This window comes from Streptomyces sp. CB03234 (assembly GCF_001905885.1).
In the GTDB taxonomy this organism is placed as follows: domain Bacteria; phylum Actinomycetota; class Actinomycetes; order Streptomycetales; family Streptomycetaceae; genus Streptomyces.
This window is the reverse complement of record NZ_LIYH01000003.1, coordinates 1-25,138: the sequence shown is the minus strand read 5'-3', so window position 1 is coordinate 25,138 and position 25,138 is coordinate 1. Positions and strand designations below refer to the sequence as shown.

Sequence of the window (25,138 nt, the reverse complement as noted above, 5' to 3'; positions counted from 1 at the left end):
CGCCCGCCGTCTCCAACGCACCACACCCAGGGAGGCTGGCCATGTGTGCTGATCAACGTGTCGGGGTCTGGTTCGTCGGGGCGCGCGGCTCCGTCGCCACGACCGCCGTGGCGGGGTGCGCGGCGGTCGCCGCCGGGCTCCACCCGCCGACGGGCATGGTCACCGAAACCGCGCCGTTCGCCGCGTCCGGCCTCCCCTCCCTCTCCTCGCTCGTCTTCGGCGGGCACGACACCGCGGCGTGCCCGCTGCCCAAACGGGCGGAGGAGCTGGCGGCGGCCGGCGTCCTCCCGCACGGCCTGCCCGCCGCCGTACGCGGCGAACTCACCGCCGCCGACACGGAGATCCGCCCCGGCGGCCCCCTCCCCGGTGACACACGCACCGACGAGGAACTCATCACGTCCTTCACCTCCGACATCACCGGCTTCACGCGCCGCCACGGTCTCGCCCGTACGGTCGTGATCAACGTCGCCTCCACGGAACCCGCCCCTGGCCCGGACGACCCGCGCCTCGCGCCCAGCTCCCTCTACGCGGCCGCCGCACTGCGGGCCGGCTGCCCCTACGTCAACTTCACCCCCTCCACCGGGCTGCGCACCGCGGCCCTCGCCGACGCCGTCGCCGCCTGTGGACTTCCCCACGCGGGCCGCGACGGCAAGACAGGCCAGACGCTGCTCCGCTCCGTACTCGCCCCGATGTTCGTGCAGCGCGCCCTGTCCGTACGGGCATGGTCCGGCACCAATCTCCTGGGCGGAGGGGACGGAGCGGCGCTGGCCGACCCGGCCGCGGCGGCCGCGAAGAACGCCGGCAAGGAACGCGTGCTGGCCGACACCCTCGGCGCGGTGCCGGAAGGGGACGTCCACATCGACGACGTCCCGTCCCTCGGCGACTGGAAGACAGCCTGGGACCACATCGCCTTCGACGGCTTCCTCGGCTCCCGTATGGTCCTCCAGACCATCTGGCAGGGCTGTGACTCGGCCCTCGCCGCCCCCCTCGTCCTGGACCTGGCCCGCCTCCTCTCCCGCGCCCACGAAGCCGGCCTCTCCGGCCCCCTCCCCGAACTCGGCTTCTACTTCAAGGACCCCGACGGCGGCCCGGCGGCCCTCTCCGACCAATACGCCGCGCTCCTCTCCTTCGCCACGCGCCTCCGGGACGCCCGATGACCCCGCCCCCCGGCGCCGCCGCCCCGCTACCGCCCGGCACTCCCGACGGCCCCGCGGACCAGAACCCCTCGCGAGCCCCCCACGCGCCCAGCACGACCGCCCCGGCCCGCGCCGCCGCCCTGTCGCGCGCGATCGGCACAGGGCGTCCGCGCTGGGTCCGCCGGCGGCTGAGCGCCCTGGTGACGCTCCTCCCGGGCACCGCTCCCGGCGTACGCGCCGCGCTCACGGGAGCGCCGGCGCAGCGGCGTCCGGCCCCGGGCCGCCGCCGGACATGGGCGGGCCCCCTGCCGTCCACCGCCCCCGATGGCCGCCCCGCCGCGTACACCCCGCCCGCCGAGCGCCCGCGAGGTACGCGGCGACAAGCCTGGGCGGAACTCCTGCGTGTCTCCGCCCTGTTCACGGTGCCGGGCGACGCGCTCGCGGGCGCGGCGGCCGTGGGTGTGCGCCCCAACCGGCGCACCATGCTGGCCATCGGTTCCTCCCTCTGCCTGTACGAGGCGGGCATGGCGCTCAACGACTGGGCCGACCGTGACGAGGACGCCGTCGACCGCCCGCACCGCCCCCTCCCGTCGGGCCGCATCGCGCCGCCCGCCGCCCTGGCCGCCTCGGCGGCCCTGACGGCCATGGGCCTCGCGCTCGCCGCCCGCGCGGGCCGGGCGCCCCTGGCGGTCGCGACCGCCCTGGCCGCGACCGTCTGGGCGTACGACCTCCGCCTGAAGCACACCCGCGCGGCCCCCGCCGCCATGGCCACGGCCCGCGCCCTGGACCTCCTCCTCGGCGCCACCGCGTCCGCCGCGCCCCGCACGGCCCACCCATGCCCCGGGCGGACCACCCCGCCCACCGCCGCCCGCGCGCCCCGTACGGCGGGCGCGACCATCACCGGGGCCCGAAGCACCCACCCCGGCCTGACCGCCCCGCCCACCGCCGTCGCCCGCCACGTGGCCCGCCGCAGCTCGCCGGCCGTCCCACGCCCCGGATGGCCGACATCCGGCGCGCACCCACGCGCGGCCCTGCCGTCCGCCGCCCTGCTCGGGGCGCACACGTACGCCGTCACCGCGGTGTCCCGGCACGAGGCCCACGGCGGCCGGACGGCGACCCCACTGGGCGCCCTCGCGGCAACCGCAGCCCTGAGCGCCCTCGCGGCACGCCCCCACAACGCCCCGCACACCGGGCGCGGCTGGTCAGAGCGCCCTGCCCCGGTGCTCGGGGGACGAGGGGGCCCGCCCCCGCTCTCGGCCGTCACCGCGGCCGCCCTCGCCGCCACCTACCTCCGCACCGCCGCCGTCCCCCTCCTCCACGCCGCGCTCAACCCCTCACCGCCCCTCACCCAACGCGCCGTCGGCGGCGGTATCCGCGCCATGATCCCCCTCCAGGCCGCGCTCGCCGCCCGGGGCGGAGCCGTCGGAACCGGACTCGCCCTCATGGGGCTCGCCCCGCTCGCCCGCGCACTCGCCCGGAAGGTGAGCCCCACATGAGTGAGCCCCACACGACCGCCCGCACCACCACCCTCCGGTTCGGCTACGGCACCAACGGCCTCACCGACCTCCGTCTCGACGACGCCCTCGCCCTCCTCGCCGACCTCGGGTACGACGGCGTCGGTCTGACCCTCGACCACATGCACCTCGACCCGCTCGCCCCGGACCTGGCCGCCCGCACCGCCCTGGTCGCCCGACGTCTCGGCGAACTGGGCCTGGGCGTCACCGTCGAGACCGGCGCCCGCTATGTACTCGACCCGCGGCGCAAACACGGCCCCTCCCTCCTCGACCCGGACCCCGACGGCCGAGCCGCCCGCACCCGCCTCCTCATCCGCGCCGTCCAGGTCGCCGCCGACCTCGGCGCGCACGCCGTGCACTGCTTCAGCGGCATCGCCCCCGAAGACGTCCCGCCCACCGACACCACCACCGCCTGGAAGCGGCTCGAAGAGTCACTCACCCCCGTCCTGGACGCCGCGGCCACCGCCCGCGTCCCGCTCGCCATCGAACCCGAACCCGGTCACCTCCTCGCCACCCTCGCCGACTTCCACCACCTCCGCCGCCTCCTCGACCACCCCGACCCCCACCTCCTCGGCCTCACCCTCGACATCGGCCACTGCCAGTGCCTCGAGCCGGCATCCCCGGCCGACTGCGTACGCGACGCCGCGCCCTGGCTGCGCCACGTCCAGATCGAGGACATGCGACGCGGCGTCCACGAACACCTCCCGTTCGGCGACGGAGAGATCGACTTCCCGCCCGTCCTGGCAGCCCTCGCCGCCACCGGCTACCAGGGCCTGACGGTCGTCGAACTGCCCCGCCACTCCCACGCGGGCCCCGAACTCGCCCGCGCCTCGATCGAGTTCCTCCGCAGCCGGACCGGCACGAAGGGAGAACCGGCACCGTGACGACGACCCGCCAGGAACTGGACGGCCTGCTCGGCGGCGCCGCCCGCGCCTGGCTGCACGAGGCCCTCGCCGAGGCCGCCCACGCCGCCGACGCCCCGCCCGAGGGGACGACCCCCTATGTGCCGGCCAGCTGGGAACTGCGGTTCGCCTCCGCCGGCCGCCACTGCGGACCGGAACTCGCCGACTCCGTACGCACCCTCCTCCTCCATGAGGCCCGCGCCGACCCGGACACCCTCACCCGCCTCTACCAGCACGGCACCGCAGCCGAGCGCCGCGCCGTCCTGCTCGCCCTCCCCTCACTCGTACCGGGCCCGGAGTCCCTGCCGCTGGTCGAGGACGCCCTGCGCACCAACGACACCCGGCTGGTCGCCGCCGCCGTCGGCCCCTACGCCGCCGCCCACCTCGACCCGCACTCCTGGCGCCACGCCGTCCTCAAGTGCCTCTTCACCGCCGTCCCCGTCGACGCCGTCACCGACCTGCCCCGGCGCGCCCGCGGCGACGCCGAACTGGCCCGGATGCTCGCCGACTACGCCGCCGAACGCACCGCCGCCGGCCGCCCCGTCCCCGCCGACCTCCACCGTGTCCTCGCCCTGACCGTCCCCCCGGAGGAGTCCTGATGCGCATCTTCGACCCGCACATCCACATGACCTCCCGCACCACGGACGACTACGAGGCGATGTACGACGCCGGGGTACGCGCCCTCGTCGAACCGTCCTTCTGGCTCGGCCAGCCCCGCACCTCGCCCGCCAGCTTCTTCGACTACTTCGACTCCCTCCTCGGCTGGGAACCCTTCCGCGCCGCCCAGTACGGCATCGCCCACCACTGCACCCTGGCCCTCAACCCCAAGGAGGCCAACGACCCCCGCTGCACCCCCGTTCTCGACGCGCTGCCCCGCTATCTCGTCAAGGACTCCGTCGTCGCCGTCGGCGAGATCGGCTACGACTCCATGACTCCCGCCGAGGACACCGCACTGGCCGCCCAGCTGCAGCTCGCCGCCGACCACGGCCTGCCCGCCCTCGTCCACACCCCGCACCGCGACAAGCTCGCCGGACTGCGCCGCACCATCGACGTCGTCCGAGAATCCCACCTCCCCCCGGAGCGGGTCCTGCTCGACCACCTCAATGAGACAACGGTAAAGGAGGCCACTGACAGCGGCGCCTGGCTCGGCTTCTCCATCTATCCCGACACCAAGATGGACGAGGACCGCATGGTCGCCGTCCTCAAGACCTACGGCACCGAGCGCGTCCTGGTGAACTCCGCCGCCGACTGGGGAAAGAGCGACCCCCTCAAGACCCGCAAGGTCGCCGACGCCATGCTCGCCGCCGGGTTCACCGACGACGATGTCGACCAGGTCCTGTGGCGCAACCCCGTCGCCTTCTACGGTCTCAGCGGCCGCCTTCATCTCGACCTCCCCACTCCAGGCCCCCTCCACGAGGGCAACTCCATCCTCCGCGGCGGGGAATGAGAGGAGCCGGCCATGCGCTTCCGCCACCCGGACGGCTCCACCATCCACCTCGCCTACTGCACCAACGTCCACCCCGCCGAGACACTCGACGGAGTCCTCGCCCAACTGCGCGACCACTGCGAACCCGTCCGCAGACGCCTCGGCCGCGACCGCCTCGGCATCGGCCTCTGGCTCGCCAAGGACGCCGCACACGCCCTCACCACCGACCCGGCCGCACTGCGCGGCCTGCGCGCCGAGCTCGACCGCCGCGGCCTGGAAGTCGTCACGCTCAACGGCTTCCCCTACGAGGGCTTCGGCGCCGAACAGGTCAAGTACCGCGTCTACCAACCGGACTGGACCCGTCCCGAGCGCCTGGGCCACACCACCGACCTCGCCCGCCTCCTTGCCGCGCTCCTGCCCGACGACGTCACCGAGGGCTCCATCTCCACCCTCCCCCTCGCCTGGCGCACCTCCTTCGACGCCGCCGCGGCCCACACCGCCCGCACCGCACTGACCACCCTCACCGAGCGCCTGGACGCCCTCGAGGAACTCACCGGCAAGTCCGTTCGCGTCGCCCTCGAACCCGAGCCGGGATGCACCATCGAGACCACCACCGACGCGATCGGCCCGCTCACCGACGTATCAAGCCCCCGTATCGGCATCTGCGTCGACACCTGCCACCTCGCCACCTCCTTCGAGAACCCGGACACCGCCGTGGACGCCCTTCTCGCCGCCGGCATCCCCATCCCCAAGGCCCAGCTCTCCGCGGCCCTCCACGCCGAACACCCTCACCTCCCCGACGTACGCGAAGCCCTCGCCGCCTTCGCCGAGCCCCGCTTCCTCCACCAGACCCGCACCCGCACCGCCGCCGGGCTGCGCGGCACCGACGACCTCGCCGAGGCCCTCGCCGGCGAAACGCTCCCCGACGGCGCCCCCTGGCGCGCCCACTTCCACGTCCCCCTGCACAGCCCGCCCGCCGCGCCCCTCACCTCCACCCTTCCCGTACTCCGCGACACCCTGGCCCGGCTCGTCGGCGGCCCGGCCCCGCACACCCGCCACCTCGAAGTCGAGACCTACACCTGGCAGGCCCTCCCGCCCGACCTGCGCCCCCGCACCAGAGGCCGGCTCGCCGACGGCATCGCCGCCGAACTCACCCTCGCCCGCGACCTCCTCACCGACCTCGGCCTCAAGGAACTCCCATGAACCGGCCCACCCCCCTCCTGGTCCTGGACGTCGTCGGCCTCACCCCCCAGCTCCTCGACCACATGCCCCGCCTCAAGCGGCTCGCCCGGTCCGGCTCCCACGCCCCGCTCGGCACCGTCCTGCCCGCCGTCACCTGCGCCGCCCAGTCCACCTTCCTCACCGGCACCCTCCCCGCCGAACACGGCATCGTCGGCAACGGCTGGTACTTCCGCGAACTCGGCGACGTCCTGCTGTGGCGCCAGCACAACGGACTGGTCTCCGGCGACAAACTCTGGGACGCGGCCCGTCGCGCCCACCCCGGCTACACCGTCGCCAATATCTGCTGGTGGTACGCCATGGGCGCCGACACCGACATCACCGTCACCCCCCGTCCCGTCTACTACGCCGACGGCCGCAAGGAACCCGACTGCTACACCCGGCCCCCGGCCCTGCACGACGAACTCACCGAGAAATTCGGCACATTTCCCCTCTTCCACTTCTGGGGACCCGGCGCCGACCTCGTATCCAGCCAGTGGATCGTCGACGCCACCCGCCACATCCTCCGCACCCGCACCCCCGACCTCGCCCTGTGTTACCTCCCGCACCTCGACTACGACCTCCAGCGCTACGGCCCCGACGACCCACGCGCCCACCGGGCCGCCGCCGACCTCGACGCGGCCATGGCCCCCCTCCTCGACGACGCGAAGGCCGAAGGCCGCACCGTCGTCGCCCTGTCCGAATACGGCATCACCCGCGTGAACCGGCACGTCGACATCAACCGCGCCCTGCGCCGCGCCGGCCTGCTCGAGGTCCACACCCAGGACGGTATGGAGTACCTCGACCCCATGGCCTCCCGGGCCTTCGCCGTCGCCGACCACCAGATCGCCCACATCTACGTCCGACGCCCCGAAGACCCCCGGAACATGGCCGCCACGCGCGAAGCCCTCACTGGCGTACCCGGCATCGAGACGCTCCTCGACGACGAGGGCAAGAAGGCCCACGGCCTCGACCACCCCCGCTCGGGCGAGCTCGTCGCCCTCGCCGAACCCGACGCCTGGTTCACGTACTACTACTGGCTCGACGACGCGCGCGCGCCCGACTTCGCCCAGCTCGTCGAGATCCACCGCAAACCCGGCTACGACCCCGTCGAGCTGTTCATGGACCCCCTCGACCCCTACGTACGCCTCAAGGCGGCCACGGCGATCGCCCGCAAGAAGCTGGGCATGCGTTACCGCCTGGCGGTCGTGCCCCTGGACCCCTCACCTATTCGCGGCAGCCATGGCCGCCTCCCCATGAGCGATGACGAAGGTCCGCTCATCGTGTGCTCCACCCCCCGCGCAGTTTCGGGCCGCGTCGCGGCCACCGATGTGAAGTCCCTGCTGCTTCAACTCGCCGGTCTCCACTGATTTCCAGCGATCTCCAGTGAAGCAGACGCCACTGACAACGAGGAGTTATCCACATGCCTCGCACGACCACGACCACGACCACGACCACGACCACGAGCACGACCGCCGATCCCGAACTCGCGCACAGGCTCAGCAGACGCAACATGCTGGGAGTCGCCGCCGGCGCCACGGCCGCCGCCCTGCTCGGCGGTACCACCACCGCATCGGCCACCGACACCGGCGCGAGCAGCGGCCGCGGCCGCCCCGTCCTGCCCCCCGGCCGCCTCGGCATCCAGCTGTACTCCCTGCGCGACAAGGTCTCCACCCTCGGCTTCGCCAAGGTCTTCGAGGAGCTGAGGCGCTTCGGCTACGACGAGGTCGAGTACGCCGGGTACAGCCAGGGCTCCGCGGGCCCCATCACCCTCGCCCAGCTGAAGCGGCTCACCCGCGACCACGGCCTGCGCGCCATCGGCAGCCACGTCGGCTACTACTCCTCCGACCCCAAGGCCTACACCTTCGCCCAGAACCTCACGAAGGTCCTCGACGACGCCCAGGCCCTCGGCCTCCAGCACATCGGCACCGCCTCCGGCCCCTGGCGCTACGGCGCCACCGTCGACGGCTGGAAGCGCTGCGCCGAGGAGTTCAACCACTACGGCGCCGAGGCGAAGAAGCGCGGCATGAAGTTCTACCAGCACAACCACGCCGAGGAGTTCTCCTTCGCCACCGACCGGCCGGACGTCCGCCTCTACGACGTGCTCCTCGCCGAGACCGACCCGGACCTCGTCTACCTGGAGATGGACATCTACTGGGCCTACGCCGGCCAGTTCCGGTTCGGCAAGCGCGCCGACGGCACGCCCGCGCCCTTCGACCCCCTCGCCTACGTACTGAAGCAGCCCGACCGCTACCCGCTCTTCCACGTCAAGGACGGCGAACGCGACGACTCCGCCCGCGACGGCTACCGGATGGTGGACGTCGGAGACGGAGACATCGACTACCAGCGGTTCATCTCGGCGGTCACCCGCACCCACGGCGGCCGGCGCGACCACCACTGGCAGGCCGAACACGACAACCCCGCTGAGTCCTTCACGTTCGCCCGCAAGGCGAGCACCCACCTTCACTCACTGCGCGAGAAGGACTGCTGAACCCGGGAAACGCTAGACGTCCCGGCTGATCGGCCGCGGGTTCGCCGTGATGTGGCGGGCCCGCGGCCGCCCCGGCGGATGCAGGAACAGCGCCACGAAACCGGCGAACAGCGAGATCGAGCCCGCGAGCACGAAGGCACCGCCGTAGCCCCAGGCGCCCACCACCACGGCGCCCATGCCGGATCCGAGAAGCCCGGACACCAGCTTCGAGCTGTAGACCAGACCGTAGTTGGAGGCGTTGTTGTTCTCCCCGAAGTAGTCCGCCGTCATCGCCGCGAACATCGGGAAGATCGCCCCGCCGCCGAACCCGGAGATGCTGGAGAACAGCAGGAACAGCGGCAGATTGCCGATGTTGCCGGCCATCAGGATCCCGTACTGCGACAGGCCCAGCACGATGCAGACGAAGATCAGGCACTGCTTGCGCCCGTACCGGTCCGACAGCCAGCCGATGACCCCGCGCCCCGTGCCGTTCACGATCGCCTTCAGGGACATCGCCGTCGCCACGATGCCGCCCGCGAACCCGGCCTCGTCACCGAACGGTACCTGGAAGGCGATACCGAAGATGTTCACCCCCGACGTGCACAGCAGGCAGAACCACATCAGGGCCACCCGGCCGGTCTGCCAGGCCTCCTTCGGGGTGTACTGCTTCACGGCCGGCGGATTCTTCTCCAGCGCGCGCCGCGCCCGCGGGTCGTCCGGCTTCCTCAGCGGGTCGACCTCGGCCGGCCACCAGTTCTTCGGCGGATCCTGGAAGAAGTACCCGGCGACCGCCACCGTCGCCGCCAGGAACAGCCCGACCGACACCAGGACCCAACGGAAGTTGGTCAGGTCCATATAGCCGGTGAAAATGAAGACGAAGGGCACCGAACCATAGGCGAACCCGCCATTGACGAAGCCCGTCTTGCCGCCCTTGCGCTCCGGATACCACTTGCCGACCATGTTCACGCACGTCGCGTAGACCATGCCCGCGCCCATGCCGCTGAACATGCCGAAACCTATGTACGCGGCGATGACGTGCGGCGCGAACGCGAGCGACAGATAACCGAGCAGGGTGCCCACTGCGCCCAGCATCATCGCCCACCGGGCGGGCAGTTTCCCGCTCTCGCGCAGCTTGCCGGCCGGGAAGGCCACCGCGGCCTGGAAGAAGACCCACACGCCCAGCATCCAGAAGATGTGCTGGCTGCCCCAGCCGTGCGCGGTGTGCAGGGTCTCCTCGGCGGACGCGAACGCGTACTCCGCCGAGCTGATGCCCATCATGCCGACCCACGGCAGGATGACCATCCACTTGCGCTTGCGGCCCATGATGTCGACATCGGACTCGCCGATGCGGTAAACGCGGCCGTTGGCGTCCGTCACCTCCCTGTAGGGGACGGGTGTGGAGATGTGTGCTGTCGCCATGTCGATCGAACCCCTTGCGTCGAAGAAGCCAGGCCAGCGCCCCCTGTCCAGTACTTCTCGTGCGGGGGCCCGCGACGAGCGGTGTCCGCGGGCCCCGTCGGGTCGAACCGTCACTCAGCTCATCGACCACCGCCCCCGTCCACCCACCGGGCCGTCACAGCAGCCCCGCTGCCCGCGCCCAGCGGTACTTGGCGCCCAGCGCCGCGACCGGCTTCTCCGTCGTGTACGGGTACGCCACGACGCCCCGCTCGAAGAGGTACTGGCACGCCTCCTCCACCTCGACGTCGCCCGCGAGCGACGCCACGACCGGCTTCTCGATGCCCTTGGCGCGGCAATCCGCCACCACGCGCGCGGTGAGCTCGGCGAACACCATCGGGGGAGTGACGATGGTGTGCCAGTAGCCCAGCACCAGCGCGTGGACGCGCGGGTCCTCCAGGCCCAGCCGGATCGTCGCCTCGTACGTCGAGGGAGGCTCCCCTCCCGTGATGTCGATCGGGTTGCCGGCCGCGCCGAAGGGCGGGATGAACGCCTTGAAGGCGGCGTCCAGGTCGTCCGGGATCTCCATCAACGACAGCCCGTTGTCGACGATGGCGTCGGACAGCAGCACCCCCGAGCCGCCCGCTCCCGTGATGATCACGACGTTGTCGCCCTTGGGCGCCGGCAGGACGGGCAGCGCCCGCGCGTATTCCAGCATCTCGTTCAGCCCCGGCGCCCGGATGACCCCCGCCTGCCGCAGGATGTCGTCGTACACCGCGTCGTCGCCCGCCAGGGCGCCCGTGTGCGAGCCGGCGGCCCGGGCACCCGCGCTCGTACGGCCCGCCTTCAGCACCACCACCGGCTTCCTTGGCACCGTCTCGCGAGCCGCCTCCACAAAGGCGCGGCCGTCCTTGAGGTCCTCCAGGTGCATGGCGATGCACTGGGTGTGGGGATCCTCGCCGAACCAGGTGAGCAGGTCGTCCTCGTCGATGTCCGACTTGTTGCCGAGCCCGACGATCGCCGACACCCCCGTCCGCGTGGTGCGGGCGAACCCGAGGATCGCCATCCCGATGCCGCCGGACTGCGAGGTCAGCGCCACCCCGCCCTTCACGTCGTACGGCGTGCAGAACGTGGCGCACAGGTCCTGCCAGGTCGAGTAGTAGCCGTAGATGTTGGGCCCGAGCAGCCGGATCCCGTGCCGCTCCGCGATCGCCACGATCTCGGCCTGCAAGGCGTGTTCCCCGGTCTCGGCGAATCCGGACGGGATGAGGACGGCGTTGGGAATCCCCTTGCGCCCCACCTCCTCCAGCGCCGCCGCCACGAACGGGGCAGGGATGGTGAAGACCGCCACATCCACCTCACCGGGAACGTCCGTGACACTCTTGTACGCCTTGCGGCCCAGAATGTCATCGGCCTTGGGGTTCACCGGATGGATCTCGCCCGGGAAGCCCCCGTCGATGAGGTTCCGCATCACCGAATTGCCGATCTTCCCCTGCTGGTTGGACGCCCCGATCACCGCCACCGCACGGGGCTGCATCAGCCGCCGCATCGACCGGAGGATCTCCTCCCGGCCGTAACGGCGCCGTGGCTTCGGCGCGTCGCCCTCGGCGAGGATGACCCGGATGTCCGCCGCCACCGCGCCCTCAGGCGTGGCGATCACCGGGTTCAGGTCCACCTCCGCGATGTCCGGGAAGTCCGTCACCAGTCGGGACACCCGCCGGATCTGCTCGGCGAGCGCCCACCGGTCCACCGGCGCGGCGCCCCGCACCCCCCGCAGTACCTCCGCCGCGCGGATCGAGTCGAGCATCGAGGCCGCCTCGTCCGCGTCCACCGGCGCCAGCCGGAAGGTGACGTCCTTCAGCACCTCCACCAGCACCCCGCCCAGCCCGAAGGCGACGACCTTCCCGAACGTCGGGTCCGTCACCGCCCCGACGATCACCTCCTGGCCGGGCGGCAGCATCTGCTGCACCTGTACGCCGTCGATGCGGGCACCCGGCGCGTACGCCTTCGCGTTCTCGACGATCCGGCGGAACGCCGCCCGTATCTCCGCCGCGCCCTCGACGCCGACAACCACCCCGCCCGCATCGGTTTTGTGCAGGATGTCGGGGGAAACAATCTTCAGGACGACCTTGCCCCCGCCGAGCCGGTCGGCGGCGGCCACCGCCGCCTCCACATCACCCGCCAGCTCCTCACCGGGCACGGCGATCCCGTACGCGTCGGCCACCGCCTTGCCCTCGGGCGCCGTCAGCGCGGTGCGCCCCTCGGCCCGTACGGCGTCCAGCACGGCCCGCACGGCGTCCTTCCGGAACTCGTACGTCATCAGATCACCCCGCTCGTCTTCAGCAGCCGCAGCTCCTCGTCGCCGAGGCCGAGCTCACCGACGTACACCTCTTCGTTGTGCTCGCCGAGCAGCGGTGAGGTGACCACCTCGACCGGCGAGTCGGAGAGCTTGAGCGGCGAGCCGACCGTCGTGAACGTGCCGCGCCGCGGGTGCGGGACCTCGACGACCATCTCGTTGGCGACCAGCGAGGCGTCCTCGATGATCTCCTTGGTGGAGAGGATCGGACCGCACGGGATGCCCCGGGCGTTGAGCTGCTCCAGCACCTCCCACTTGGGCATCGTGGCCGACCACTCCTCGATCAGCTGGAACATCTTCCCCAGCTTCGGCAGCCGCGCCTCCGGCGTCGCCCACTCGGGGTCCTCGGCCAGCTCCGGCCGGCCGATCAGCTCGCAGATCGGAGCCCAGCCGACCGGCTGGACGATGACGTACACATAGTCGTTCGGACCGCCGGGCGCGCACCTGACGGCCCAGCCCGGCTGACCGCCGCCGGAGGCGTTTCCTGACCGGGGAACTTCCGTGCCGAAGTCCTCGTTGGGATATTCAGCCAGCGGGCCGTGCGCCAGGCGCTGCTGGTCCCGCAGCTTGACCCGGCACAGATTCAGTACGGCGTGCTGCATCGCCACCTGCACACGCTGCCCGCGCCCCGTGCTCTCGCGCTGGAACAACGCGGCGAGGATCCCCGCCACGGCATGCACCCCCGTGCCCGAGTCGCCGATCTGGGCGCCCGTCGCGAGCGGCGGGCCGTCCTCGAAACCGGTGGTGGACATGGAGCCACCCATGGCCTGCGCGACGACCTCGTACGCCTTGAAGTTGGTGTACGGGCCTTCGCCGAACCCCTTGATGGAGGCATAGACGATACGCGGATTGATCTCCTGGATGCGGTCCCAGGTGAAGCCCATGCGGTCCACCGCGCCCGGACCGAAGTTCTCCACCATCACATCGGACCGGCGGATCAGCTCGGTGAGCAGCTCCTTGCCGCGCTCGGTCTTGGTGTTGAGGGTGATGCTCCGCTTGTTGCAGTTGAGCATCGTGAAGTAGAGCGAGTCGACGTCCGGGATGTCACGCAGCTGCTTGCGCGTGATGTCACCGCTCGGCGCCTCCAGCTTCACCACGTCCGCACCCAGCCACGCCAGCAGCTGCGTGGCGGACGGGCCGGACTGCACATGCGTCATGTCGAGGACGCGCACGCCCTCAAGAGCCTTGGTCATGACCGGCTCGCTCCTCACTTGTACATGGTCTGGTTCATGGTTCCGGGGGCGTATGCGTCGGGGTCGACCCACACGTTGATCAGCGAGGGCTTCCCGGACTCACGGGCGCGCCGCAGCGCCGGCCCGATGTCGGCGGGGTCGCGCACCTCCTCGCCGTAACCGCCCAGCATCTGGGCGAACTTGTCGTAGTGGACGTCGCCGAGGGTGTTGCCGACCCGCTCGCGCTCCAGGCCGTACTTCTGAGCCTGGCCGTAACGGATCTGGTTCATGGAGGAGTTGTTGCCGACGATGCCGACGAAGGGGAGGTCGTAGCGGACGAGGGTCTCGAAGTCCCAGCCGGTCAGGGAGAACGCGCCGTCGCCGAAGAGCGCCACCACCTCCTTGTCCGGCCGCGCCTGCTTGGCGGCGAGCACGAAGGGGATACCGACGCCGAGGGTGCCCAGCGGTCCCGGGTCCATCCAGTGCCCGGGCGACTTGGGCTGCACGACCTGCCCGGAGAAGGTGACGATGTCGCCACCGTCACCGATGTAGATCGAGTCCTCGGTGAGGAAGTCGTTGATCTCGCTGACCAGCCGGTACGGGTGGATGGGGGAGGCGTCCGACCTTAGCTGCGGCAGCCGCTTCTCCAGGGCGGTCTGCTCGGCGGCCCGCAGCTCCTCCAGCCATGCCTTGCGCCGCACGGCGCCGCCGTTGAGCCGCCCAGACGCCGCCTGGGCCACCGACGCGAGGACGAGACCCGCGTCCCCCACGATCCCCAGGTCGATGTCCCGGTTCTTTCCCACCGTCCGGTAGTCCAGGTCGATCTGCACCACCGTCGCGTCCGGCGACAGCCGCTTGCCGTATCCCATCCGGAAGTCGAACGGCGTACCGACGATCACGATGACGTCCGCGTGGGAGAAGGCGTAGCGCCGCGAGAGCTGGAAGTGGTGCGGATCGCCCGGCGGCAGCGTGCCGCGCCCGGCACCGTTCATGTACGCGGGGATGTTCAGGGCCCGTACGAGGCCGATGGCCGCGTCCGTCGCCCTGGTCGTCCACACCTGGCTGCCCAGCAGGATCGCCGGCTTCTCGGCGTGTACGAGCAGGTGGGCCAGCTTCTCGACCGCCTCGGGGTCCCCGGCCTGGCGGGTGGAGGCGCGGTAGTGCCCGGCCTTCGGCACGCGCGCCTTCTCCACCGGCACGGTCGCGTCCAGCACATCGCGCGGGATCTCCAGGAACGACGGCCCGGGCGCCCCGTGATAGCACTCGCGGAACGCCATCGACACCATGTCGGCCGCCCGGGCCGTGTCCGGAACGGTCGCGGCGAACTTGGTGATGGGCGTCATCATGTCCACGTGCGGCAGGTCCTGGAGTGAGCCCATCTTGTGCTGGGTGTGCGCGCCCTGGCCGCCGATCAGCAGCATGGGCGACTCGGCGCGGAAGGCGTTGGCGACACCGGTCACCGCGTCGGTCGTGCCGGGCCCGGCGGTGACCACCGCACAGCCCGGCTTGCCGGTGACGCGGGCGTACCCGTCGGCGGCGTGGGCGGCGACCTGCTCATGGCGTACGTCGACGACGTCGATGCCCTCGTCGACGCATCCGTCGTAGATGTCGATGATGTGGCCGCCGCAGAGCGTGTAGATGACGTCGACCCCCTCCGCCTTGAGGGCCTTGGCGACCAGATGTCCACCGGAGATGCGGTCCTGCCGGTCCTGGCTGTCATCGGACATGGCGAAGTCCTGTCCCTTCGTAGGGGAGCGGTAGATTGCATACAGTCGACGAATACTGTATGAACCTTGTTATCCCGCATCCGCTGGGAGGTGTCCAGGGGTCGTACGGCACTTTCATCGCCCGACGCCGGTCGCCGCGGCACCCGGCAACCAGCGCCCCGGCACCCGGCAACGAGCGCCGCGGCACCCGGCACTCAGCGCCGTCACCCAGCGCCCACACTCAGCGCCCGGCACTCAGCGCCCGGCACTCAGCGCCCGGCACTCAGCGCCCGGCACTCAGCGCCCGGCCACCGACAGGAATCGACAGGAGTCCGCCCATGGACCTGTACGAGCACCAGGCAAGGGAACTCTTCAAGGACCACGGCATCCCCGTCCCCGACGCGGCCGTCGTGGACCACCCCCGCGAGGCGCGCCACGCCGCCGAACTCCTGGGCGGACGCGTCGTCGTCAAGGCCCAGGTCAAGACCGGCGGCCGCGGCAAGGCGGGCGGTGTGAGGCTCGCCGCCGACCCCGCCGCCGCCGAACTGGCCACCCGCCAGATGCTCGGCATGGACATCAAGGGCCACACCGTACGCAGGGTCATGCTCGCCCGACCGGTCGACATCGACGCCGAGTTCTACGTCAGCTACGTCCTCGACCGTGCCGCCGGCCGCTTCCTCGCCATCGCGTCCTCCGAGGGCGGCATGGACATCGAGGAGGTCGCCGCCACCCGCCCCGAGGCCGTCGTCCGCATCCCCGTCGACCCCGCCGAAGGCGTCCCGCACGCCAAGGCGGCCGAGATCGCCGCCGCGGCCGGCCTCCCCGCCGAAGCCGCCGGAACCCTCCGGGGCCTCTGGCAGGTCCTCGTCCGCGAGGACGCCCTGCTCGTCGAGGTCAACCCGCTCGTCCGCACCACCGACGGCGAACTGCTCGCCCTCGACGGCAAGGTCACCCTCGACGACAACGCCCGCTTCCGGCGGAGCCGCTGGGGCGACAAGCACGGCGACCCGGTAACCGACCCTGCCGCCGACCCCTTGGAGGAGGCCGCGGCCGCCAAGGGCCTCACCTACGTCAAGCTCGACGGACAGGTGGGCGTCATCGGCAACGGCGCCGGACTCGTCATGTCCACCCTCGACGTCGTCGCCGGCTGCGGCGCCCGCCCCGCCAACTTCCTCGACATCGGCGGCGGCGCCTCCGCCCAGGTCATGGCCGACGGCCTCGACGTCGTCCTCGCCGACACGGACGTACGCAGCGTCCTCGTCAACGTCTTCGGCGGCATCACCGCCTGCGACGCCGTCGCCGAGGGCATCGTCCAGGCCCTGGACAGCGTCCGCCTGACCAAACCGCTCGTCGTCCGCCTCGACGGCAACAACGCCGCCCAGGGCCGCGCCATCCTCGACGCCCGCGCCCACCCCCTCGTCGAACAGGTCACCACCATGGACGGCGCCGCCCGCCGCGCCGCCGAACTCGCCACCACCTGAAGGGACCCGCCATGGCCATCTTCCTCACCAAGGAGAGCAAGGTCCTCGTCCAGGGCATGACCGGCGCCGAGGGCATGAAGCACACCGGCCGCATGCTCGCCGCCGGCACCGACATCGTCGGCGGCGTCAACCCGCGCAAGGCGGGCCGCTCGGCCGACTTCCCCGGCCGTACGGTCCCGGTCTTCGGCTCCGTACGCGAGGCCATGGCCGCCACCGGCGCCGACGTCACCGTCGTCTTCGTCCCGCCCCCCTTCGCCAAGGCGGCCGTCACCGAAGCCGCCGACGCCGGGATCGGCCTCGCCGTCGTCATCACTGAGGGCATCCCCGTCCACGACGCCGTCGCCTTCCAGGCGTACGCGAGGGAACGCGGCACCCGCGTCATCGGCCCCAACTGTCCCGGTCTCATCAGCCCCGGACAGTCCACCGCCGGCATCATCCCGGCCGACATCGCCCCCGAACCCGGCCCGATCGGCCTGGTCTCCAAGTCCGGCACGCTCACCTACCAACTCATGCACGAGCTGCGCGACACCGGCTTCTCCTCGGCCGTCGGCATCGGCGGCGACCCGGTGGTCGGCACCACCCACATCGACTGCCTGACCGCGTACGAGAACGACCCGGACACCGACCTCATCGTCCTCATCGGCGAGATCGGCGGCGACGCCGAGGAACGCGCCGCGGCCCACATCGCCGCACACATCACCAAACCCGTCATCGCCTACATCGCCGGCTTCACCGCCCCCGAAGGCAAGACCATGGGCCACGCCGGCGCGATCGTCTCCGGTTCGTCCGGCACCGCCCAGGCCAAGCAGAGGGCCCTCGAAGCCGCCGGCGTCCAGGTCGGCGCCACACCCACCGAAACCGCCCGCCTGGTCCTCGCCGCCCGCACGTAACACCTCCCGCCCCCGACTGTGCACCGAGAGCGGAGACACCCATGGCATCCGCAGCATCCACATCCACATCCGCAACCACATCCGCATCCGCAACCGCGAGGGCATCCGGCCCCACCCCCACCCCCCTCACCCTAAAACCCGGCACCGCCTGGTCCGACGCCTGGCAGCGCTGCCTCACCACCGCACCCGAGGCCTTCCAGGACGACGACCGCGTCCTCAACCTCTGGAACGGGGCCTGGCGGCCCGACGGCCACGCCCTGCCCGCCACCAGCCCCGTCGACGGCAGCCCCATCGCCGGCCCGCCCCGCCTCGACGCCGCCACCGCCCACCAGGCGGTCCGCGCGTCCCTCGACGAGCACCGCGCCTGGCGGCACATCCCGCTGCCCGAGCGCCGTGCCCGCGTCGCCGCCACCCTCGACGCCCTCACCGAGCACCGGGAACTGCTCGCGCTCCTCCTCGTCTGGGAGATCGGCAAGCCCTGGCGGCTCGCCCAGGCCGACGTGGACCGAGCCATCGACGGCGTCAGGTGGTACGTCGACGGCATCGCGCCCATGCTGGAGGGCCGCGCCCCGCTGGACGGCCCCGTCTCCAACATCGCCAGCTGGAACTACCCGATGTCCGTCCTGGTCCACGCGATGCTCGTGCAGGCCCTGGCCGGCAACGCGGTGATCGCCAAGACCCCGACCGACGGCGGACTGGCCTGCCTGACCCTCGCCTCGGCGCTCGCCGCCCGCGAAGGCATCCCGATCACCCTCCTCAGCGGCAGCGGCAGCGAACTCTCCGACCCGCTCGTCCGCGCGCCCGAGATCGGCTGCGTCTCCTTCGTCGGCGGCCGCGACACCGGCGCCCGGATCGCCACGGCCATGGCCGACCTCGGCAAACGGCACATCCTCGAACAAGAGGGTCTCAACACCTGGGGCATCTGGAACTACACCGACTGGCCCGCCCTCACCGCCGTCGTCCCCAAACTCTTCGACTACGGCAAGCAGCGCTGCACCGCCTACCCGCGGTTCGTCGTCCAGCGGGACCTGTTCGCCGAGTTCCTCGCGGCCTACCTCCCCGCCGTACGCTCCCTCCGCATCGGTCACCCCCTCGCCGTCAAGCGTCCCGGTGACCCGCTTCCCACCCTGGACTTCGGCCCGCTCATCAACGCGGCCAAGGCCAAGGAGCTCGCCGACCAGGTGGCCGAGGCCATCGACCGCGGCGCCGTCCCCCTCCACCGCGGCACCCTCGCCGACGGCCGCTTCCTCCCGGGCCAGGACACCGCCGCGTACCTCCCCCCGGTCACCCTCCTCAACCCGCCCCCCTCCTCGCCGCTCCACCACGCGGAACCCTTCGGCCCGGTCGACACCATCGTCCTCGTCGATACGGAGGCGGAACTGCTCGCCGCGATGAACGCCTCCAACGGCGCCCTCGTCGCCACTCTCTCCACCGACGACGCGGCCACCTACGCCCGTCTCGCCCCCCAGATCCGCGCCTTCAAAACCGGCCACGGCGTCCCCCGTTCACGCGGCGACCGCGACGAACTCTTCGGCGGCTTCGGCGCCTCCTGGCGCGGCGCCTTCGTCGGCGGCGCCCTGCTGGTGAAAGCGGTCACGCAGGGCCCGCCCACCGAACGCCCGCCGGGCAACTTCCCCGACCACCACCTCATGCCCTGAGGGCTTCCACCCCTACCCGATGCCCTGCCGGTCGGGCTCCAGGGCGAACACCCGGTCGGCGGGCTGCGCCACCGTACGCTCCACGGCCTGTTCGAGGAGCGCACGGTGGCGCAGGAGCGGCTCCCGCCGGTCCTCCTCCACGAGCAGCAGCAGATCGTCGATACCGGCCAGCATCCGCCGCGTGACCTGCGGGCTCTCCACCGCGCACCTCCTCAGCTCGGCGAACCCAAGATCGACCAGATCGTCCCAGTCCGGCACGTCCTGAACCAGCCGTACCCAGCCACGCCGGTCACGGTGGAGCACGGTGCCCAGCGGCCGCGGCGCGGCGGCCGCCAGGAACTGCACGATCCGGTCCAGGCACTGCACCGCCGTCGTCGGATCGTTCACCGCCGGCGACATCGCCCGCAGCGCGATGTCCACCAGCTGCCGCAGCCCGAACCCCATGTCCTGATGGAACGTCCGCTCCACCCCCACCGAGACCGCCGACCGCAACGCGCCCACGTCCGGCTCCCGCCCGCCGTGCACGGCCAGCACCGGCGTACCCGGCACCACGTAATCCCCGATACGCGGGATCAGGCGCAGCACCGCCCCCTGCCGCCGCGCCACCCGCACCAGCCGCGCCACGTCCACATCCCGCAGCACCCCCGCCCGCCCCCGGTGCACCACCCGCCCCGTCTCGCCCGGCAGCGCCACCTGATCCGGCCCACCGCCCGACTGCCGCACCAGCACCCGCAACGCCTCCCGGGTGATCCGGTCCACCACCGGCCCCACCTGCATCAGGCGCAGCGTGGTCGTCACATACGCGATGAACAGCAGCAGGCTCAGCCCCACCAGCCCCAGCGTCACCACCGACTGCACCAGCGGTACGGCCGTCACCCGCTCCGGCTGCGTCTCGCTCTCGTACGACGTCAGCACCAGCAGCGAGAACAGGAACGTCGACAGGAACACCGTCAGCGTCAGCTTGCTGATCCGGCTCCGCACGAAGATGCGCACCACCCGGGGCGTGAGCTGCCCGCTGGCCATCTGCACCGCGACCAGCGAGATGCTGAAGACCACACCGATGAAGGTCATCATCGCCGAGCTGACCGTCGTGACGATCGTCTTGGCGTCCTCCGCGATCGCGGTGAGATCACCGATCTCGTCGTACGCCCGCCGCTCCCGCAGATACTCGACGATCTCCGCATCGAGCCCCGCCGCCACCAGCCAGAGCACGACCACGCACACCAGCCCAGCGGTCGGCGCGAACCAGAAGGTGTCCCGCAGATGCTCCCGCAGCGGCGACAGCATCCGGGGCCTGCGGTATTCCGGCACGTAGCTCACCGCCGCACGCTATCCGTACCATCCGTACGCACCTGAACACCCTGCGCGAGTGTCGCCCGAGACCGTCCCCCAAGGCCCCCCGTTGCGGCTGCGCCACCCACCTGACCACGGGATATGCGGGTGAGGGGCGCCTCGAACCCCTGGTAGAGTTATCCATGTCGCCGCGGGAAACACCCCGCGCGGCGACAGACACCTTGTCCGGGTGGCGGAATGGCAGACGCGCTAGCTTGAGGTGCTAGTGCCCTTTATCGGGCGTGGGGGTTCAAGTCCCCCCTCGGACACCATTGAATGCTGGTCGGGATGCATCCCGACCAGCATTCTGCGTTGTGATCACGCCGTACTGCTGCGACTCGTACGTACTTGTCGTCTCCTTTTCGTGGACAGCCCCAGCCCCATGCGCGGATCGCAGAAGAGGACGGTCTAGTCGTCGCCTCAGTGTCCGTCGCGGACCACCGCTGACCCGCCGACCCGGGTCGTGATGCCCGCCGGCCCGCGTCGGGCCGAAGCGAGCACGCTGGCCGGTCGACCGAGGGTGTCACCCTGCTCCACCTCGATCGCGACCGTCTGCGCCCCTGTCGTGTCGAGCAGGTGGGCGTTGGCGACGTCCTCGTCGACACCGATCGCCGGCGCGAACATCCGCGCCGCACCCGGGCGGTCGCCCACCGGCGGTACGTACACGAAACAGCCGAGGAGCCCGTACCGCCGGCACGCCGCTGTCAGCCCGCTGAGGTGTGGGCGGAAGAACCGGACCGGTCGGCCACCGTCCGGCGCCCGCCCCGGTCGAGGAACGCCGCGTGCGAGGTGCCGGCCGCAGCAGCGACCGCACGCCCGGCGTCCGCCGCTGGCCGGACCTGGCCTTGAGCGGCCGACCGAACGCGTCCCGGAGCGTACCGGCCTCCCTCAGCCGGTGCTGTCCTGTACCGGATAGCGGATGATGACCGCACCGCCGGTGGCGTAGTTGGCGACATCCGCGGCCAGCCGCTGGCCGTGCGGCGACGCCAGCGCCGCGTCCACGGCGGCGGCGTCAGCGACAGTAGCCCTCGGGTCGTCCACCCCGCCCCTGGAACCAGGCCGGCACCGGCAGCCACGGCCGGACAGCCGCCCACTCCGCGTCCGTCATGTCCGACGGATACCGGCGCACCCGGTCCCGGATGGTCGGCCGCATTGTCGTGCACGTGCGCGAGACAGTCGCACGACACGGCGGGCAAGTTGACGTCAATATGCTCGGGAACGCACAACAAAGACAACAGGGCCTCCGGGCACCACTCGGAATGTGATCCCACCCCCCAGCTACCTGGAGGCCCTGCTTTCACGCGCGGAAACCGCCGCAGTCACCCGATCGAGACTTCCGTTCGATCGACAGCCTTCGAGATCGGTACGGGCAACAACCACTTACGTGTCGGGATGCTCCGGCAGGGCGAGCCAGTCCGACCAGGAGATCTCGCGGCCGAGGAAGCGCGGCTGCTCGAACGGCCAGTCGGCGGCGATCCATTGCGGCACCAGCGCGTCGAGGGCCTGCTCGACCTTGCTGCCCACCAACTCGTCCACCACCCACCAGGAGATCTCGCCGTCCGCGCCGGCCCTCTCCGGTGGGTCGATGTAAACACAGCCGAGCAGAGCTGTCTCCGCCGCGTCGAACAGCGCGTAGTTGAAGGACTGGTGTGCGGCGATCTCCTTCTCGTGCCGCAACAGGTCGGCCTGGTCGGCCTTGTAGGTCATGGTGGCCGCGGGCCAGCCCCAGGCCGGGCCGAAGACGGTCCACAGCCGCTCGCGCGAACCCATCACAGCCGGATAGTCGAGCGGGGTGTCCGCCTCCCGGATCGGCCGCAGGTGATGGCCACCGCCCGTCAGCGGTACCAGGACGGGGTGGACGAAGTCATCGGGAAGCCAGCTCATGGCGCCCGACCGTAGCAGCGCGCGGCCGTCCGCTCCCCTGGATTTTCCCCGTATACCGCCAGGCCCTGCCCTCATGCCGGGCAGGGCCCGCGATCACCCGATCGAGACTCCCGTTCGATCGGCAGACTCCGTGATCGGTATGGCAACGGCTTCGCACCCGTCCATAGAGAAAACAGCCCGCAGGCTTGACCCGATTTCCACTGCTGTGCTTCCGGTGCTCCAGCCCGAGTCACCCGTGGCCGCAGGTTCGACTCCTGGTTGGAGGACCCACAGCATGGGAGGGGGGAAGTCGGTGGATCCGGTCCGGGCACCACAGCCTTCACCGTGCGCCCGGCCCGCCGATGCCCAGCCCCCCGGCTGAAATGCGCTGGACGTTCAAGCAGGAGAACCACGGAGGGGAGCCGCCGGCACCGGTCCGGACCCCGGAAGAGGCGAACACTGGCTCCGCGACTGAAGCCACGGCTCCCGCTACGTATGGAACGGGGACGCCCCGGGCACCCGCTTGTACTGGCCCAGCCACGCGAGAACCGGGAGAGCCGATGATCCGCAATGCCGTGACCTGCGACCGTGAGGGCTGCCTCGCCCTGTACCTGGAGCCCGAGGTGTTGCCGGAGGGTGCCCGGTTCAAGGACGTCATCGTGGAGGCCGGTTGGGTCATCCGGCCGTCGGCAGTCGCTCTGCCGGACTACCCGGCTGCGCCCGACGTCCTCGCGCACCTCTGCCCCGCCTGCGAGGCCGGACGGGGCCCGGTCCTCGAACGGGGCGAGTGCCCCACTTGCGCCGGCTCGACGGTGGGCCTGGATAGCGGGTTCACGTGTCACTACTGCCAGAGGGTCGTCCCCCACCTGGCCGACGAGTGGTGCTGATCCCCAGACACGAGAACGCCCGGCCGGGTATCCGGCGACACCGTCGGCTTGGTCCGCGCGTGTGGCGGAGCTCGTCTTCACCTCCCCCGGTTCGCCGGTGCCGTCCGCCGGCGAAGAGGACGATGGGGACATGGGCGCGCAAGACCAGAACGAGGACTCCGTCACCCGACCGGAGCGGCCGCCGCTCAGCGCGGCGCAGGCCCGGGAGGAGACGGCAGGGCTTCGCGAGGCCATAAAGGATGTCCGGCGCTCCGAGGCGGCATTCGCCGCCCTGCTCCGTGACGCGCACACCGCCCGCGCCTGCATCTTCGCGTATTACGGCCTCCCGTACGCGAAGCCGTCCTCCACCTGATCCGCTCCCGGCACCGCCCCGACTCCTCCGCGGCCCCGTCTACTTGTGCTACTACACGGCGTGGACAGCGAGCCGATGGCGCGCGCATTGGCCGCCGCACTGCATGCCGCTCTCAACCGCGCATGGGACGTCGGCACAGGGGAGGGGCGCCCGATGGGGAGTCGGTACTACTGCGCCGACAGCGAGAACGGTGAGCACATCGATGACCCGTCCGAGGACGCGCTGTTCATGCTGATCGACGATCTCAACGACACTGACAACACCTTCGTGGTCGTCCAGCCCGATGAGGACGCCCCAGCCTGGTTCGCCTCCGTCGCCGTCTTGGACGAGGGCGGCTACGAGATCGACCTCCGCGATGCCACGCGCCGCGAACACGAGGTCAGCACCGAATCCGACATCGGAAACATCGCAAGCGACCTCATCCACTGGTTGGCCGCCCGGAACATCCCGGGGCGGCCAACCAGGCAGATCAGCAGTTCTTAAAACACGCCCTAGGGGGTGTCCGGAAAGTCTTGGAGCCAGAGTCGGAGGCAGGCGAGGGTGACCATGGCCTGGTAGTGGGTGGCTCGTTTGTCGTAGCGGGTGGCCAGGGCCCGGTTCTGTTTGAGGCGGCTGAAGCAGCGTTCGATCACGTTGCGTCGCCGGTAGGCGGTCCGGTCGAGGCGGCAGAGTGTCTCGCCCCGGCGGATGCGTCCGTTGATCTGGTCGATCCGCTCCGGGATCGCTGCGGCGATGCCCCGTCGTCGCAGGTAGGCGCGGATCTTGCGGGCGGAGTAGCCCTTGTCGGCGACGACGCGGTCCGGCCGGGTCCGGGGGCGTCCCGGACCCGGCCGGGCGACCTTGATCCGGCCCATGACGGCCTCGAACTGGGTGCAGTCGTTGGCGTTCCCGCCAGTCAGGGTGAAGGCGAGTGGCCTGCCCTGGCCGTCGCAGGCGAGGTGGATCTTGCTGGTCAGCCCGCCGCGCGACCGGCCGAGCGCCTCGCCCTGCCAGGGCCCCCTTCTCGGGCCCCGGCCGCGTGCTGATGGGCCCGGACGGTGGTGGAGTCGACACACACGATCGACCAGTCCACCGAGCCGACGGCGTCAGAGTGCTGCTGGACATGGGCCAGCAAGCGATCCCACGTGCCGTCGGCCGACCAGTGTCGGAAGCGATCGTAGATCGTCTTCCATGGCCCGTATCGCTCTGGCAGATCCCGCCAGGCGGCACCTGTGGACAGCTTCCACAGGATTCCGTTTACGATCTGGCGCCGGTCCCGCCCAGGCCGGCCCATACGGCCCGGTGCCAGCAACGGAGCGATCAACGCCCACGACTCGTCCGTCAGTTCATGTCGACGCACCACAAACAGAGCAACGAGCCACCGACTTTCCAGACACCCCC

Annotated in this window: 22 protein-coding genes, 1 tRNA gene and 1 pseudogene; 15 read left to right on the top strand and 9 right to left on the bottom strand. The window is 71.4% G+C overall.

Going from position 1 to position 25,138, the window contains the following annotated elements; translation table 11 throughout:
- Positions 1-41: 41 nt before the first annotated feature.
- From AMK26_RS13290 to AMK26_RS13255, 8 genes are read left to right on the top strand one after another with little or no spacing between them, the layout of a single operon-like run.
- Positions 42-1,157, top strand: coding sequence for an inositol-3-phosphate synthase (locus AMK26_RS13290; RefSeq protein WP_073754827.1), 1,116 nt, complete (start codon positions 42-44; stop codon positions 1,155-1,157).
- Positions 1,154-2,632, top strand: a complete 1,479-nt coding sequence (locus AMK26_RS13285) for an SCO3242 family prenyltransferase (RefSeq protein WP_079277574.1) — start codon at positions 1,154-1,156, stop codon at positions 2,630-2,632. Before AMK26_RS13290 ends, AMK26_RS13285 begins: the two co-directional genes overlap by 4 nt.
- Positions 2,629-3,534 carry a sugar phosphate isomerase/epimerase family protein gene (locus AMK26_RS13280; protein WP_073754826.1) on the top strand — a complete coding sequence of 302 codons (906 nt, stop codon included), beginning with the start codon at positions 2,629-2,631 and terminating at the stop codon, positions 3,532-3,534. Before AMK26_RS13285 ends, AMK26_RS13280 begins: the two co-directional genes overlap by 4 nt.
- Positions 3,531-4,151, top strand: a complete 621-nt coding sequence (locus tag AMK26_RS13275; RefSeq protein ID WP_073754825.1) for an EboA domain-containing protein — start codon at positions 3,531-3,533, stop codon at positions 4,149-4,151. The genes AMK26_RS13280 and AMK26_RS13275 overlap by 4 nt, the downstream gene beginning before the upstream one ends.
- Complete coding sequence (locus AMK26_RS13270; protein WP_073754824.1) at positions 4,151-4,999, top strand: TatD family hydrolase; 849 nt, start codon at positions 4,151-4,153, stop codon at positions 4,997-4,999. The genes AMK26_RS13275 and AMK26_RS13270 overlap by 1 nt, the downstream gene beginning before the upstream one ends.
- Before the next feature lie 12 nt (positions 5,000-5,011).
- Complete coding sequence (gene eboE, locus AMK26_RS13265; protein ID WP_073754823.1) at positions 5,012-6,181, top strand: metabolite traffic protein EboE; 1,170 nt, start codon at positions 5,012-5,014, stop codon at positions 6,179-6,181.
- On the top strand, positions 6,178-7,566 hold the full coding sequence (locus tag AMK26_RS13260) for a nucleotide pyrophosphatase/phosphodiesterase family protein (protein WP_073754822.1): 1,389 nt from the start codon (positions 6,178-6,180) through the stop codon (positions 7,564-7,566). The genes eboE and AMK26_RS13260 overlap by 4 nt, the downstream gene beginning before the upstream one ends.
- A 53-nt stretch (positions 7,567-7,619) precedes the next feature.
- Positions 7,620-8,687 (top strand): sugar phosphate isomerase/epimerase family protein, encoded by a 1,068-nt coding sequence (locus AMK26_RS13255; protein ID WP_073754821.1) that lies wholly within the window; start codon positions 7,620-7,622, stop codon positions 8,685-8,687.
- A gap of 12 nt (positions 8,688-8,699) precedes the next feature.
- Here the strand turns inward: AMK26_RS13255 and AMK26_RS13250 are convergent, their stop codons facing one another.
- The 4 genes from AMK26_RS13250 to AMK26_RS13235 all read right to left on the bottom strand — a co-directional run bounded on the left by AMK26_RS13250 (position 8,700) and on the right by AMK26_RS13235 (position 15,316).
- Positions 8,700-10,085, bottom strand: coding sequence for an OFA family MFS transporter (locus AMK26_RS13250; RefSeq protein ID WP_073754820.1), 1,386 nt, complete (start codon positions 10,083-10,085; stop codon positions 8,700-8,702).
- 154 nt (positions 10,086-10,239) lie between these two features.
- Positions 10,240-12,381, bottom strand: coding sequence for an acetate--CoA ligase family protein (locus AMK26_RS13245; RefSeq protein ID WP_073754819.1), 2,142 nt, complete (start codon positions 12,379-12,381; stop codon positions 10,240-10,242).
- Positions 12,381-13,610: a formyl-CoA transferase gene (gene frc, locus AMK26_RS13240; protein WP_073754818.1), complete on the bottom strand. Its 1,230-nt coding sequence runs from the start codon at positions 13,608-13,610 to the stop codon at positions 12,381-12,383. The genes AMK26_RS13245 and frc overlap by 1 nt, the downstream gene beginning before the upstream one ends.
- Before the next feature lie 14 nt (positions 13,611-13,624).
- Positions 13,625-15,316, bottom strand: a complete 1,692-nt coding sequence (locus AMK26_RS13235) for a thiamine pyrophosphate-binding protein (RefSeq protein WP_073754817.1) — start codon at positions 15,314-15,316, stop codon at positions 13,625-13,627.
- 317 nt (positions 15,317-15,633) lie between these two features.
- On the opposite strand from AMK26_RS13235, the gene sucC reads away from it, so the two are divergent.
- Genes sucC through AMK26_RS13220 form a run of 3 tightly spaced genes read left to right on the top strand, consistent with a single transcriptional unit; the run spans position 15,634 to position 19,324 of the window.
- The gene (gene sucC / locus AMK26_RS13230) at positions 15,634-16,776 is read left to right on the top strand and encodes an ADP-forming succinate--CoA ligase subunit beta (protein ID WP_073754816.1); all 1,143 of its coding nucleotides are present in this window, start codon (positions 15,634-15,636) and stop codon (positions 16,774-16,776) included.
- Positions 16,777-16,787: 11 nt separating this feature from the next.
- Positions 16,788-17,666: a succinate--CoA ligase subunit alpha gene (sucD, locus tag AMK26_RS13225; protein ID WP_073754815.1), complete on the top strand. Its 879-nt coding sequence runs from the start codon at positions 16,788-16,790 to the stop codon at positions 17,664-17,666.
- 41 nt (positions 17,667-17,707) lie between these two features.
- On the top strand, positions 17,708-19,324 hold the full coding sequence (locus AMK26_RS13220; RefSeq protein ID WP_073754814.1) for an aldehyde dehydrogenase family protein: 1,617 nt from the start codon (positions 17,708-17,710) through the stop codon (positions 19,322-19,324).
- Positions 19,325-19,336: 12 nt separating this feature from the next.
- Here AMK26_RS13220 and AMK26_RS13215 read toward each other — a convergent pair whose 3' ends face one another.
- Positions 19,337-20,611, bottom strand: coding sequence for a DUF2254 domain-containing protein (locus tag AMK26_RS13215; protein ID WP_073754813.1), 1,275 nt, complete (start codon positions 20,609-20,611; stop codon positions 19,337-19,339).
- A 229-nt stretch (positions 20,612-20,840) separates the two neighbouring features.
- Between AMK26_RS13215 and AMK26_RS13210 the strand changes: the two genes are divergently transcribed.
- Positions 20,841-20,928, top strand: a tRNA-Leu gene (locus tag AMK26_RS13210).
- Between the two features lie 148 nt (positions 20,929-21,076).
- Here the strand turns inward: AMK26_RS13210 and AMK26_RS13205 are convergent.
- From AMK26_RS13205 to AMK26_RS13190, 3 genes are all read right to left on the bottom strand, one after another.
- Entirely contained in the window at positions 21,077-21,307 is a 231-nt protein-coding gene (locus AMK26_RS13205; RefSeq protein WP_241837885.1) for a PhzF family phenazine biosynthesis protein, read from the bottom strand.
- 237 nt (positions 21,308-21,544) lie between these two features.
- Complete coding sequence (locus AMK26_RS13200; protein WP_198944060.1) at positions 21,545-21,697, bottom strand: hypothetical protein; 153 nt, start codon at positions 21,695-21,697, stop codon at positions 21,545-21,547.
- Between the two features lie 339 nt (positions 21,698-22,036).
- Entirely contained in the window at positions 22,037-22,540 is a 504-nt protein-coding gene (locus AMK26_RS13190) for a GNAT family N-acetyltransferase (RefSeq protein WP_073754812.1), read from the bottom strand.
- A gap of 539 nt (positions 22,541-23,079) precedes the next feature.
- Between AMK26_RS13190 and AMK26_RS13185 the strand changes: the two genes are divergently transcribed.
- The 3 genes from AMK26_RS13185 to AMK26_RS13175 all read left to right on the top strand — a co-directional run bounded on the left by AMK26_RS13185 (position 23,080) and on the right by AMK26_RS13175 (position 24,241).
- A complete protein-coding gene (locus AMK26_RS13185) occupies positions 23,080-23,406 on the top strand; it encodes a hypothetical protein (RefSeq protein WP_073754811.1) in 327 nt (108 codons plus the stop codon).
- A 130-nt stretch (positions 23,407-23,536) separates the two neighbouring features.
- Positions 23,537-23,758, top strand: coding sequence for a hypothetical protein (locus AMK26_RS36950; protein ID WP_158071112.1), 222 nt, complete (start codon positions 23,537-23,539; stop codon positions 23,756-23,758).
- A 153-nt stretch (positions 23,759-23,911) separates the two neighbouring features.
- Positions 23,912-24,241: a hypothetical protein gene (locus AMK26_RS13175; RefSeq protein ID WP_073754809.1), complete on the top strand. Its 330-nt coding sequence runs from the start codon at positions 23,912-23,914 to the stop codon at positions 24,239-24,241.
- An 8-nt stretch (positions 24,242-24,249) separates the two neighbouring features.
- Here AMK26_RS13175 and AMK26_RS13170 read toward each other — a convergent pair.
- Positions 24,250-25,031: pseudogene (locus AMK26_RS13170) on the bottom strand (IS5 family transposase).
- Between the last annotated feature and the right edge of the window lie 107 nt (positions 25,032-25,138).